The sequence below is a fragment of the Lentilitoribacter sp. Alg239-R112 genome (assembly GCF_900537175.1).
In the GTDB taxonomy this organism is placed as follows: domain Bacteria; phylum Pseudomonadota; class Alphaproteobacteria; order Rhizobiales; family Rhizobiaceae; genus Lentilitoribacter.
On the sequence record NZ_LS999833.1, the window covers coordinates 689,352 to 703,077 of the forward strand.

A 13,726-nucleotide genomic window follows, 5' to 3' on the forward strand; every position below is an offset into this window, starting at 1 on the left:
TTGCTTTACCGGCTTGCGAAGTAATATATTGCACCGGCAACTGGTAAGGCGACAGTTGATGCAATTCCCACAAAAAGAGGTATCATGCCTGCCATTTCATCAAAATGGTATCGCCCAGAAGAAGTCTCAAGTCCCCACCAGCCAAATATCAAACCACCGATGCTTAACAGGGCTAAAACCATAGCAAACACATGCATGGAACTGGTTGCAACTGAGTAAACGACGATAGCAATCAAGAACCCGATTACAGATGCCAGCCCCACAAAAAATGGAATTGCACTCGTTTTCTCTCTAAAATAATGCTCACCGGAAGCTGTTTCATGACCCCACCAACCAAATATCATGCCAATAATGCTTATAACCGCCAAGATGATTGCAAACTTCATGGTGTTACCAGCCACCACCGCCACCGCCGCCGCCGCCACCGCCACTTGAACCACTGGACGAACCAGAAGAGGATGATCGCTGGACGGGCATTGCACTAGAAATTGATTTGGACATATGGTTGGAGAAGCCCTTAAAGCGCTTATCGTTATCACGCCTATTATGGTACCAACGATCACGATCCCACCTAGGTCGGTAGCTTGAAACACCTGCTGTTTTTGCCTCAGCACTCTCTAGCCATTTGTCAAATGTCTCAGACCAAGGTTTTTCTATATCCAGTGCCACAGCATAGGGAAGTTGTTTTTCAAAATATTTCGGAGACATTCTCGGTGTTCCGGCAAGGTTCATTCGCTGCTCGTGATAATTTTCCAGGTGCAACTTCAACCCTTCAATTTGAGCCATTAGCTCAGCACCCATATTTGTTGGACGTCCCATGAGATCAAAGAAGAAAATATTTAATGCAACCAGCAACACAGCTACAATGGCAAATGGAATATGGCTCCATGTGTTTGTATCTTCTATCACAAGATAGATGCCCGCTATTATTAACCCTGCTCCCACCACGCCTATAACGCTCATGATCGAGACGAGTAGATAACGAAGCCCATCATTTTCAAAGCTCAAAAACCATTTACCCAGTAGATATATTGGAATGAGAAGCACGCCTGCAATAATTGCGAAAATGGTGGATGTAATGAGCGTGAATAAGCCCATGATGTTAAAAACCATCGTTGCGCCCAAACCAACGATGGTGAGGATAATGCCAAGAGCAATCGCGCCGCTATTATGTTTATAGAACATATTACGATGTTCGCTAGATATCGCGTTATTAAAGGAGCTCCGAAGTGCCGTTAATGATTTACCATTGGATTTAGTGATGCGGAAAGTGCCGTATTTGTTCACCGCCTCCATAATTGCCGCCTCACCAACAGGTAGTTTTTGCAACTCCCGATTTTCGCTTACTACCAGCTGGGGATCACCATCTATATCTTCAATTTTAATGTAATCTTTCACTGCCAGGTTCAAAATTGCTGCGGAAATGGATGTGAATGTTCCATCAACTCTACTTCGATTATAGATATAACGCACCAATGCTGGCGAAATGCCGAGCGAGGTCGTTTGCCGTTCACGTATGTGAGATGGAGTTGGGTCCCGCCCAATGATGAGCCATGAAATACCGTAATAGAGCCCGACAATAATTAGCGTGATGGTCGCGACAACAACATGCCCGAAGTCGCGCATGAACCACCAAAACTCTTGACTTTCTGTCGGCTTGTTCACCGTTCCCACTGGCATCTGCGCTACGATGGTTAGCCCTTCTCCCTGGGACAACGCTTTTGTTGTTTCAAAAAACGCAGATCTGCCATCGTCTGAAATTTTGGCATTTGCGAACTGTAGTTGCTGCCCAACGCGCCCCGTAAAAAAAGCTACACCGCTGATCTTCCCGTTGTCAGGTGCGTGCACTTCAGCGCTTGCTTTATTAATTTGAAACTGCCAGAAATTACCTGTCACGTTCCAATAAAGCTCATCACCCTCATTGAAGAACTGCATCTGCCTATCAGTTTGATATTTAATTTCATAAGTGTGCGGACCACGATCAATATAGTAGTCTTCTTCGCCTATATATATACGGATATCACTGTTAACGTAAGATGTATGGTACGGTTCTTTGTTTCCGTTTCGTTTAATAGAAATAATGTCGAAATCGACACGCTTCTCAGTACCATTAGAGGATATAAAATAAAGCGGAAAGTCGCGAAAGATACCGCGATTTATGTTTCGCCCTTCAGCGATTACACTGATAGTTTCCGTCACCGTCAGATCACCATTCTTAGCAATCTCAATTCTCGCATGATAATCGGTGATCTGCTCATTGGCATAAGCAGCTGGTAACAACACCAAAATCAGCACTAAGCATGTGCTCGCAAATGTATAAATATAATTGTAAACCCGCATGAACGCCGCCCCTACGATGACCAACACCTGATTTCATGCATTGATCCAAATCTGACTTCAGATCTTGTTAGCACAAAAAAGAGACAAGAAAGTGTTCTAATTTGGTGGAATTCGCGCCGTCGTTCGTTCATCCACAATTTCGCGAATTTGCTTCAAAAGAGGATGGGCATCTGTGCGCAGAATTCCATAGTTCAGATTAAATGGAAAATCGATATTGCCTGTTGTGCCGTCAGCCAGATGTTGCAGCATGGTCTCGATCTTATCAAAACCTTTTGCCATAACCGCTTCAGGTGTTTCTGCGGCATCGTACTCATCCCAAAAGACTAGCATTTCTGTTTTCAAATCATCGGGAAGCGGTGTACATAGATTGATAAAATCTAATCGTTCCAGCTTAGCTTTATCCTCATTCGGGTTTTGCTCTGTTGCTGGAATATCACCAGATATCGCTTCACCCAGATCATGAATGATGATCAATTTGAAAAGTCGTAACATATCAATATCAACAAGCTGATCTTCAAAACACATCATAAGTAGACAAATGGACCATGTATGTTCAGCGACACTTTCAGGTCTTCGTTGCGAAGTATGAGCGCTGCGTAACGTGTTTTTTAACTGCTCAGCATTCTTCATAAATTCTAATATTGATGTAATGCGGCTAGTATTAAGTGGATGTTTGATCATGCATTATGGTTGAGCGATTCTGTGTATCTCGTCCAGAACAAAGTGATGATAAATGCACTATCTAAGCGGAACCCAGCGGCCATTTAACGAGCGACAAGCCGCGCCAGAGCTTTGCACAGGCTTGCCATTAATTGCCGCAATATGGGTGTATTGTCGGCAATTTTGTGAACCTACCTGATACGGCGCGGCGGCCGTGACTGTGCCGGATGATTTACCATTTGGATTTTGCCAAGTAACTGTTTGACCAGTTGTTGATTTCTCTAATGCGCGATATTCTGCCAACAATGCGCGTGTTTTATCCTTGCGAGAGAGTTTTTTAAATTCTGCCGCTGGCAAAATACCCCCATCAAAGGCATTAATAATCTCCTTGCCTGACGCAACGCCAGTCTGATCTGTTCCTAAGTCCTGCGCAGCTTTCTTGTTGTTACTAGCGCAACTGCTTAGCAATCCGAGCACCAACATTACGGCACTGACTTTCAATAATAGCTTTGAATTCATAATAACTCGCCCTCTAATGGCGCACCTTATGACATATTATTTACGGCAGGAATATGTTTTTCGAGAAAATACATCGGATAACGAAAAACCGCTCAAGTTGCAGCCCGTGGTAGATATAATATTGCATCCAATCCACCAACTTCAGCATCACTAAGTCTAAACTCACCTTGATATTCTTGCACAATCTCACCAACAATCGATAGACCTAGCCCGCTGCCCGGGCGCGTCTCGTCCAAACGTTGACCTCGTTTAAGAGCTTGCTTTTTGTCATCATCATCAAGACCGGTACCATCGTCAGCGACGGATACTAATAACTGCATAGGGTTTGGCAAATCTTTGACGGATATAGTGATTTTGCTATCAGCAAAACGCGTTGCATTTTCGATCAAATTACCGAGAATTTCTTCAAAATCCTGTGCCTCTAGACCGATCAAAGTCTCAGATGACCTTACATCTAGTTCAAATTCTAGGTGTGAATTGAGTTTTTTCATTACCCGTAGAAGTCGCTCTATTACTGGCACCACATCAGTTCTTGCAAGTACGGAACCACGCTGCGCAGAAATTCGTGCACGATCAAGATAGGTTGTTACTTGAGATTGCATGGATCCAACCTGATTCTTTACGAGATCAGCCTGTTCTTTTGGAAGATTACGCGCTTCGTTTAACATCACCGCGATCGGTGTTTTTAGTGAGTGCGCCAGATTACCAACTTGCATGCGCGAACGTTCAACGACACGTTTGTTGCTATCAATCAACGCATTGACCTCACTTGCTAAAGGCGCGATTTCACGCGGGAACTCACCATCAAGCTGATCAGCGTCACCGTTACGAATTTTCTCAAGTGAAGCCCGCACATGATCAAGTGGTTTGAGACCAAATAAGATCACAAGCATGTTAATAACCAAGGTGCCAACCCCCGTCACGAGCAAGGCAATAACCATTCTATTGATAAATGAGCTTACATCAGCTTCCAACACATCCAAATTGCCGCTAACACGAATACGAACGGCATTACCTTGCCCGTCTAACTCAACCTCAGTTTCAGCAACAAGTATACTATTTTCATTTGGATCTATGAGGCGATATGTTCTGATATACTGGGAATCAAATGCAATTTCAAACTGGGCGGGGAGCGGCAGCGCTTGACCGCCAATTGATGGGGATGTTAACCCGCTGCCAGTAACTTTACTACCCGCATCAATTGGATCTACAATCCAGATCCAACCGGAATTTGGTTGTGAGAACTTTAAGTTTCCAAGCTGCGGATTGCCTTGCAGCAAACCATCATCACCTATTGAGACAGCCTCAATAACTGTATTGAGATGAGCCCGCAAAAGGTCTGCAAATGCACGCTCGCTGCTAGTGCGATAAAGGGTGGAAATAATCAACGCGACAGCGGCAAATGCAATGACGGTCCAAATACTGGCAAAAACAAGAACACGGACAGTCAGTGATTGTCGCGATAACAAACCTCTACTTTTAGGAGGCGTATCACTTTGGGAGGGAGTGTTGCTAACCGTCATTCAGAAACGGCTTCAGTCTGAGGCATCAGGCGGCTGTATGCGGTAGCCAAGCCCGCGAACCGTCTCAATCAAGTCGCCATCGAAATTCTTGGCAATTTTTTTGCGTAGGCGCCCAACAAAAACTTCTATTGTATTAGAGTCACGATCAAAGTCCTGGTCATACATGTGCTCGATAAGTTCTGAGCGTGACACTGTCTCGCCCATGTGATGTACAAGATAGGAAACAAGGCGGAATTCGTGAGATGTAAGTTTAAGGACATCACCTTTGCAGGTGACTTTTGAAGCTTTGGTATCAACCAACAGCGGGCCGCAGGTAATTTCTGATGTGGAATGACCGGAAGCTCGACGAATGAGTGCACGAAGTCGCGCTAATACTTCTTCAACATGAAAAGGTTTAGTAACATAGTCATCTGCGCCAGCATCAATGCCAGCAACTTTATCACTCCACCGATCTCGTGCTGTTAGAATGAGAACAGGCATATCACGGCCATCGGCGCGCCATTTTTCCAAAACGGTTATTCCGTCCATTTCCGGCAAACCAATATCAAGCACCACGGCATCATATGGTTCAGTGTCACCAAGAAAATGACCTTCTTCACCATCCATAGCTTTATCAACGACATAACCACGCTCGTTCAGTAATTCACAAAGCTGGCGGTTTAAGTCCGGATCATCCTCGATAACAAGTATACGCATGGCTTACTCCCCACCATTTGACCAATTTTAACGGTTATACAATTATTATAATTATTGGGGAACTGTAACAGACATTTTCTTCGGACGCTGGCCGGATGAGCTTTTTACAAGAACTGTAACCTTACATACGGCTTGACCATTTTGCGTAGCTGGTGTCGCAGAAAGCAACTGACCACCAGTTTGCGCAACAACTTGACTGGCTGAACTTGAGCAATCAGTGGCCGCAGCCACAACAAGATTTTGCGTCTTTACGCTAACAGTAGGCAGTGCCTGGGCTAGAGATGAGACGAGCAACAAACCCGCTAAAGTTAGGCCTGCAGTCAATTTGATGTTCATTTTTTTGAACTCCACAAAACAAATCATTTGTCCCGTTCTACTAAACTGAACCTGAACGGTAAATGAACAACGCAATTTTACTGCTAATTCTTTGTTTTTTAACAGTTTTAAAATAGCATCAGAGGGAGAGAATTGCTTTCCGCGCAACTCCTGAAGCAATATACCCACCTAATTGACGAATTTCCACCTCAATTTGGGTCTGATTTACACCAAAATCAGTTATTTCGTCCGCCGCTTCATAAAGATAAGATGTACCTGAAACATCTACGCTATGTATGATTGAACCGGATGAACAAATATCAATCCGAAAGGTCAACTCGTCTTCATCAAGCGGCACGTCGGTGCCAAGCCAACTATCGGCATTATATCTACTTCGTCTGATCCAATCGAACATGACGCCAGAATCTATTCGCTTCGCCCTTATATGCGCTGGTGATAAGGGAGTATTCGCGCGCTCACCACCGGCAAAGGGTATAAGCGGAATGCTTTCGCTTGCGCGGGATGCCGCAAATATCTGCCAATTTAGTACATTTGCCATCTCACCAGTATTTAGGCCAAGTGAAGTAACAGCATCATTTATCAATACAAATCTTGCACCTACTATAGCTCCGCTTTCGCTAGCGTCTTCTGTTCCAACTTGTCCGCGCAAAAGCTTGCTTAATTGCCATTGATGACTTGCGATTTCCAATGCTTCTTCAAACTGGATGATCTCATAAACGCCACTGATTGATTGTATGGCAGCAATATTAGCACCTGCTAGTAGCTGCTCTGTCGTTACAGATTGCAATTCCCCAAATGGCAGATCAACAATGATCTTGTTTTTATAATCCCAACGCCCTTCTGCACCATTTAATAAATCTGTGGCTAGCTTGCCTATTGTGGCCGGAGAAATTAGGTTTACACGTGGAGTAAAACCAGATGTACTAACCGAGCTTGATAAAGTAATAGGCACCCACGGCTTGGCATAACCTGCTGCACGTGCCCAATTACTTGCATCATCTCCACTGATAATCGGTAAATCGAGAAACTCAATATCAGGGGAAAAGGCTGCACTAACATCGGACGATTTTGTAGGAGAGGACGTTGCTTCTTCACTTGATGCAATACCTGATACGACACGTTTCGCACTAACTGTACGTTTCTTTTCATCCTCAATCTGGGTAATATCATATTGACCTTTTGGCGCCAGAAAGTCGGCAGGGGCTTCAAATACCAAGCGATCGCCAATTTCCAACTGAGCTTCGGATATTGGCAAAGTAAATTCTACGCTTTCCTGCGAAGCCCAGTGATCCTGCAACCATTGATCCGCCAAAACTCCAGCGCTTTGCGCTTCAATTGCACCAGATAGTGCGAGACGTTCATGCCGTTGACTACCCCGCGACAAACGTCGGGAGTAAGCAGTTGATGGCGTATATTCTTGTTCTGGTGCTACGCTATTTATATGTACCTCATTAGCCAACTCGCTTTCTTGCGCACGCTTATGCGACATCAACGGATTTTGCGCATTATCGACCAATGCCTTTATAATCGCGGGCTTCTGCGATTTACGTGTGCGTGTTGTAAACACCAAGCCATCTTGACTTTCGCTGACATCTATTTGGTATAGATTTAAAAGTGGTTCCAGTATGTTGCGTGCAGATGTAGGCTCATTTTGGATAAATCCGGTAATTACGCCTTCAACACGAGACACATCATATTTAAAAAAACCGTGATCTGATAAAATTGCTGCAATTAGCTCACCGATGGGTGCAGTGCCTAAGCGACCATTCACCCAATGACCTGTTCGCCAATTTATCCCATCAGACCAGATACCCAAATTTTCTGGGAATGCAGGCGACGGGCGAGCGTCCCAAGTCCAGATGTACGAATTGTCTAAGTCTATCATTCTCGGCGAGTTGGCCGAACCACTCCAATGTTCAAGATGCGCCTTTAAGTAGGCCCGTTGCGCTAAATCATCTCGGTTTTTTGAACTAAAATATGGGAATGCATTTTCAGATGATTTCGGATCAGGAAAAACATTGGGTTGGTTCGACCCCTTGTCCACTGCCGGACACCCAAATTCAGTAAACCAGATTGGTTTTACTTGGGGGTTCCAAGCTGTTTTTGAACCAACTTCTATGCCACCTATTCGATTGTAGTGATCGTTCTGCCACCAGGAGCGCAAATCTTTGTAACGGTAAACCCAAGGCTTACCTGATCCATCCGTAATTGTTGTACGAACACGTTTTTTGCGGTCAGCATTATTGGCATAGTACCAATCAAACCCCTCACCACCCTCAATCTGACCTTGAAGCGCAGTCACGTCATTTTGGATTCGGAACCCATCTGGATTAGCAGCACTTAAATCTTCATCACGCCAATCAGACAGTGGCATGTAATTATCAATACCAACCGCATCAATCGCTGGATGTGCCCACAGGTCATCCAAATGGAAATAAACGTCGCCGCTACCATCTTGGGGATGGTAACCAAAATACTCACTCCAATCAGCCGCATAAGTTAGCTTGGTATTTGCACCCATCACATTCCGACAATCCTGCGCCAAGATTTTCAAATCATCAACAAATGGAAAACCATTACCATCATCGCGAACTTTTGTGAGAGCCACCATTTCTGAGCCAATAACAAAACCATCCACTCCGCCTGCAGCCTTTGCTAGATGCGCATAATGCAAGATCATGTGACGATATCGCTGATCACCACCTAACCAGTTTACGCCGCTTCCTGAAATGGAAAAATTTTCTGCGGAACTTGTTCCTGTAAATGACGCAATCTGACTGGCACCATCTGCTGTTTGATCAGCGCTACCGCTCTCACCGATAGCCGGATAACATGCTATTCTGCCGCGCCAAGGATACACTGGTTGCGATGAACCATCATAAGGCGATGGTAATGAATTACCTTCCGGTACATCCATTAAAATAAACGGATATAATGTTACTTTCAATCCGCGTGATTTTAACTCGATGATGGCATCCACAACAGATGCGTCATCAGGAGTTCCGCCATAAACCGGCGAGTTGTTTTGCCTAGATATTAAATGTGCTACCGAACGGTTGACACCGCCAACTTTCCAAACCCGCGATTCCTCAGCCCGAGAACGGACTTCTACGCCTGGACGAAGTGTGCAATGCCCCGCACGCAAATCAGAACCAAACCAAGCAACCACCAGACCGACCGACTTTAAATTTGGGCAAAGTTGCTGCAATTCATTCAAAGATGCTTGTAGATCATTAGGTGCATAGGTGATGTTGTGGTTGAGGAACCTTTTTTCGCCAGAGCCTATACGTTCAGATATCTGTCTTGTCGCCAAGCCGTGTTCTGTTGCTCCGGGGATAAGCGTGACCGCTCTCACGTCATTTTCCAACGCGCCAACTACACGCGTAACTTCAAAATGAAGCACGGGGATACGGTTGCCATAATTTTCAATTGGCATCCTATCAAACACTACATAGGCAAGACCACGATATGATGGGGTTTTACCCGCTCCCTGCTTGGCTTCAATAAGAGGATCTGGCAGCTGATCATCGGAGCCATAATAAACGCGCATATCAATTTGGCTCAGATCAACTTCGCGACCATCTGCCCAAACGCGTTTAATGTTTTGAATTGGACCTTCGCATAGTCCTATTGCAAAGTTAGCATAATAGCTTTTAGTTTCAACGGTTTGCTTCGGGCGGCTCGTTGCTTTTCCACCTCGACGTTCAACGGTGACTTCTTCCTCAAACCGTGTGGCCCAAATCAAACTTCCAGCGACACGCATAGTCCCATAAACTCGCGCAATAGATGTACCTTCATCCGCAGATGAAATACGCACACCTGACAAAGAAGGCGCAGTGGCGTTACTTGTTTTCCCAAACAGGGATTGATCAAGAGCAGCGCCCGCTAATCCTCCGACAGCACGACCTAATATGGCACCAAAAGGCCCAAAAACACTACCAAGCGCTGTACCAGCAGATTGCAATAAAACTGTTGCCATAAAAGGCTCCTAGCCGAAAAGAATTAGATAGATGGAAATTCAAAGACCGCTGCAATCCGTCGCTGCCAGCTTGGTACAAGTGAAGATTGGGTCACTGAAATGCGCTCATAAGCATGAATGAATTTGTTTGATTCCGAGAGGATGCCGGCGTGTTTTATGGCGGAACCCGCTTGCCAACGAAACAATACAAGACAACCTTTGTGCAAGTCTTGAATTGGCAATTCTGCGCCACAATACTTTCGAGCGGCAATCAACATTGGTTCATCCAATGCCTGTTCTGCCCAATCTTGAGAATATGGTTTTGGCACTTCCGGTTCGGTTTCATAAACCTGCGCCCACACACCCCTGATGAGCCCCAAACAATCACAGCCAATTTGCTTTCGCGCACCTTGGTGACGATAAGGCGTACCTAACCATGATTGTGCTTCACCAATAATTTTACGATCTATATCTCTCATGATGTCACCAAAGGCCTCCCATCATGCACAGTCGCGCCATCCGCATATCCATAAGCAAAGTCACTACCTGGCAGGTGGGGGAAACCTTGAAAATTGAGAGTATTTGCAAACTTGTGACGGCACGTGTCGAAATGTTTTGAGCAACCCGCGGTCACGGTGAATGTATCTCCTATCTGTGGCACATGCGCGAGCGGTGAGAAGAACTTCATGGTGATTTGATTATCGTCGGCGGAGTGATCAAGTACTTCAACAGAGAGGTTTGCATTCTGGCCTGATTGCCATGTTAAAAGCCCATGACGAAACCAGCCCGCATCGAATGCGGACAGGCCAGATATAACGCATGAGCGGTCATCGGAAGCCGAAACAACTGATCCGCTAGCTTTGTATTGAGCAGTATCCAAATTAATCTTGCACGCATCATCGCCCAGATCTGCACTGCAACGTCGCGAATATACCCTACCCTGCGGCTGATCTAATTTGTGAGCAAGTGAGCGAAGTTCAGCGCGGAAAATATGGTCGCCAAAACTAACTTCACCGATCTCCTGTGTACGCATTTTCAGAAAGCTGTTAGGATCTTGCCAATTAATGAGAAATACTTCAACAAGTGCATTATCATAGCGCCCTTCTGCAAGGTCACTTTCGGTAATTGCATCGCTTGAAAATGCGCCGACCACTTCACCATCGTCGACATTTAAACCAAGTTCAGACCGAGCAGCGCTTGGTAAAAAACCGCTTTCAGGCACAAAGATGGTATTATCGAACTCTAGTGAATTATCATGATCGGTAAACCCTAACACAATGCCATCCCTACGAGTAACGCGCCAAGCATTGCAAAGTGTTGTCACATCATCTTCAAGATGGTTTTTCAGTTCAGATGCTAATTGTTTCATGGCTTGATCTCCACTAGCGGTACGGAAGGTATTTGCCCCGCATTAAATGCAGATAGATTGAAATCAAGCCGCTCAATATCGAACCGCACGGGAACTTCGAATTCATACCCTGCGGTAATGATTGCATTTGTTATGGGTGCAGTCACAAATGTAACCTCGCCCTTTGCATCATTAATTGAAATATCTGGTGAGAGAACGTCAACACCGTCTACAGCTATGACAACTGAACCAGAAATCGGTTTATCGATGGTGCGTTTTGCACTTCCGCCGACATCACTATAGGTTTTTGAAAGTTGGAAAACGGTCATCGTGCCATCACCAGTACCAATAATCTGATCAGAACTCGCAATAGAGTTACCAAAACTTGCTGATGAGAAATCAAGCGGATCTTTAAAACGAAATCCATAAAGACTGCCATGCCGCGCTTCAAAAAAAGCGATAAGTTTCATGAGATCATCACGAGAACGCATACCGCTGCCAGCGTCATAACGACGGCGTGAATCTCGCCAACGCGCGTTGCGGTTTTCGCGACCATTAGAAAGTTGAGTAATGTCCGTACGACGCTCCGGACCACCCGTTGTTTCAAGCGCGATTGATAGAGGAAATGAAACCTCATGAAATCCGTTGGGCATGAAAATCTCCAATAGTTCTGGTTAATTGCGATGCTTAAAGTCCGCGACGACCACGACCCACAGCGCGCGCAAGCATAGCGCTAACTTGCGCTTCTGATCTGGCAAAGCCCTCTACATCAGGCGTTGCGATATTGAATGTGATGTTGACGGGTGATGACCCACCCATTGTTGAGGCTACGCCGAGCGAACCATCTGGCCCTCGGCTAAGTGGTAGAATAGCTTCGCTGCCTGCCTCTCCCATCAAACCAACAGATGAAGCGCCACCCATAGGAAAATAAGTTGGATTTGATACCACTCCACCATTTGCAAAAGGTGTAATATTTAAGGGTGAGCCTGCGCCAGAAGTTCCTCTTTTGAATAGACCGCCCATCAATCCATCGATTGCACCCGAAAAACTCCTCTCAAGCGGAGCTAACGCTTTGCTAAGAGCCATATTGGATAACGATAGAGCTAATTTGCTCATAACACTCGATAAGTCTTTACCGCCGATAATTGAACTTTTAAATGCTCCCATTAATGCTTTACCAAAAGCATTGGCCTGGATTTCAAGATCACCTAATTTGCGCATGGCATCTTGCGTATCTGCATCTACCTTAACGTCAATGCTTGTATCATTTTCGTTCATATAACAGCTCCATCTTAAGCTTTATCTGGAAATTTTTGCATGAGATTGCTCAAGCTATCTCGACCTATTGGGGATAACCTCTGTGGTAGTTTTTGTGATTGAAAGGCAAGAATTATTGATACTTCGGGGAGTGTCAAAGACCAAAACTCTGAAGGGGAAAGCCGCATCTGAGAAAATAGAAAACCTAGCAGAAATTCCCATGGGAATGGTTCCACCAGATTTTGATTATCAATTGTCTTTTCAGAAAATTCAGATACGGCTACTTGGGGTTTGATGTTTGATTGTCTTTTTCTCCATCACCCCTATTTTGCATAGGATTAAATGTTGCGATCAAAAGATCGGCAGCAATTTGAGCAAGCCCCAATGCACCCCCGTCAAGGCTCATACAACGGACATCTTCATCCGCGTATAAATTTCCACCGCCGCGAAGCCCCGCACCAATGATATGCACCAAATCCTCGCTTGAAAACTTCCCTTGAGAGAAATAATCACCCAGATCAGAGAGATTTGAAACATTAAACGCATCTTCAAGTTCCGCTAACGCTCCTAAAGTAAGGCACAAAATACGCGGTGCACTATCGATAACTGCAACCACTTCCCCCCGCCGACGATTTGCAACAATCCTCTTCATGCTCAATGCTTCATTCATTACAGAGCTCCAAAGCTCAATGAACCTGCGGATTCTAGCGCAGCTTCAAATGTAACTTCACCATCATGTTGGCCAGAATATTCGAGTGCCGTAATTTGAAAGGGACCGGTAATTTTGCCAAAATCGGGAACTGTAATTTCCCAATCCGTAATCTGAGATGCGAAGAACGTTGACCGCATAAGATCATCACTTGCAGCGTCTTTAAAAATACCGGAACCGGAAAGGCTTGCTCGCTGCACACCAGAACCGCCGAGCAACTCACGCCAACGGCCTGATGATTCAGCATCTGTGATATCAACTGTCTCTGCGTTAAATGCTAACCGTTTCGCTCGTAGTCCTGCAAGTGTAACAAATGATCCATTCTGATCGATTTTGATCAATAAATCTTTACCCTTTTGCGCCGTCATAACGAATTTCCT

The 13,726-nt window shown here is 45.1% G+C and carries 14 protein-coding genes; all 14 read right to left on the reverse strand.

Annotated features, from left to right (window positions below; all coding sequences use genetic code 11):
• Positions 1 to 5 precede the first annotated feature (5 nt).
• Positions 6 to 386: a hypothetical protein gene (locus G3W54_RS03830; protein ID WP_162651811.1), complete on the reverse strand. Its 381-nt coding sequence runs from the start codon at positions 384 to 386 to the stop codon at positions 6 to 8.
• Between the two features lie 4 nt (positions 387 to 390).
• Positions 391 to 2,340: a DUF2207 domain-containing protein gene (locus tag G3W54_RS03835; protein WP_162651812.1), complete on the reverse strand. Its 1,950-nt coding sequence runs from the start codon at positions 2,338 to 2,340 to the stop codon at positions 391 to 393.
• A gap of 96 nt (positions 2,341 to 2,436) precedes the next feature.
• Positions 2,437 to 3,021 carry an HD domain-containing protein gene (locus G3W54_RS03840; protein WP_162651813.1) on the reverse strand — a complete coding sequence of 195 codons (585 nt, stop codon included), beginning with the start codon at positions 3,019 to 3,021 and terminating at the stop codon, positions 2,437 to 2,439.
• A 57-nt stretch (positions 3,022 to 3,078) separates the two neighbouring features.
• Positions 3,079 to 3,519, reverse strand: coding sequence for an RT0821/Lpp0805 family surface protein (locus G3W54_RS03845; RefSeq protein ID WP_162651814.1), 441 nt, complete (start codon positions 3,517 to 3,519; stop codon positions 3,079 to 3,081).
• Between the two features lie 92 nt (positions 3,520 to 3,611).
• Positions 3,612 to 5,042 carry an ATP-binding protein gene (locus tag G3W54_RS03850; protein WP_162651815.1) on the reverse strand — a complete coding sequence of 477 codons (1,431 nt, stop codon included), beginning with the start codon at positions 5,040 to 5,042 and terminating at the stop codon, positions 3,612 to 3,614.
• Between the two features lie 12 nt (positions 5,043 to 5,054).
• Positions 5,055 to 5,738: a response regulator transcription factor gene (locus G3W54_RS03855; RefSeq protein ID WP_162651816.1), complete on the reverse strand. Its 684-nt coding sequence runs from the start codon at positions 5,736 to 5,738 to the stop codon at positions 5,055 to 5,057.
• 51 nt (positions 5,739 to 5,789) lie between these two features.
• A complete protein-coding gene (locus G3W54_RS19365; protein ID WP_162651817.1) occupies positions 5,790 to 6,074 on the reverse strand; it encodes a hypothetical protein in 285 nt (94 codons plus the stop codon).
• Between the two features lie 118 nt (positions 6,075 to 6,192).
• Positions 6,193 to 10,053: a glycoside hydrolase/phage tail family protein gene (locus tag G3W54_RS03865; RefSeq protein WP_162651818.1), complete on the reverse strand. Its 3,861-nt coding sequence runs from the start codon at positions 10,051 to 10,053 to the stop codon at positions 6,193 to 6,195.
• A 23-nt stretch (positions 10,054 to 10,076) separates the two neighbouring features.
• A complete protein-coding gene (locus G3W54_RS03870) occupies positions 10,077 to 10,511 on the reverse strand; it encodes an NlpC/P60 family protein (protein ID WP_162651819.1) in 435 nt (144 codons plus the stop codon).
• Positions 10,508 to 11,401, reverse strand: coding sequence for a DUF2163 domain-containing protein (locus tag G3W54_RS03875; protein WP_162651820.1), 894 nt, complete (start codon positions 11,399 to 11,401; stop codon positions 10,508 to 10,510). Before G3W54_RS03875 ends, G3W54_RS03870 begins: the two co-directional genes overlap by 4 nt.
• On the reverse strand, positions 11,398 to 12,033 hold the full coding sequence (locus G3W54_RS03880) for a DUF2460 domain-containing protein (protein WP_162651821.1): 636 nt from the start codon (positions 12,031 to 12,033) through the stop codon (positions 11,398 to 11,400). Before G3W54_RS03880 ends, G3W54_RS03875 begins: the two co-directional genes overlap by 4 nt.
• 34 nt (positions 12,034 to 12,067) lie before the next feature.
• The gene (locus G3W54_RS03885; RefSeq protein WP_162651822.1) at positions 12,068 to 12,658 is read right to left on the reverse strand and encodes a phage tail tape measure protein; all 591 of its coding nucleotides are present in this window, start codon (positions 12,656 to 12,658) and stop codon (positions 12,068 to 12,070) included.
• 259 nt (positions 12,659 to 12,917) lie between these two features.
• Entirely contained in the window at positions 12,918 to 13,307 is a 390-nt protein-coding gene (locus tag G3W54_RS03895) for a gene transfer agent family protein (protein ID WP_244627822.1), read from the reverse strand.
• A complete protein-coding gene (locus G3W54_RS03900; protein ID WP_162651824.1) occupies positions 13,307 to 13,714 on the reverse strand; it encodes a phage major tail protein, TP901-1 family in 408 nt (135 codons plus the stop codon). The genes G3W54_RS03895 and G3W54_RS03900 overlap by 1 nt, the downstream gene beginning before the upstream one ends.
• Between the last annotated feature and the right edge of the window lie 12 nt (positions 13,715 to 13,726).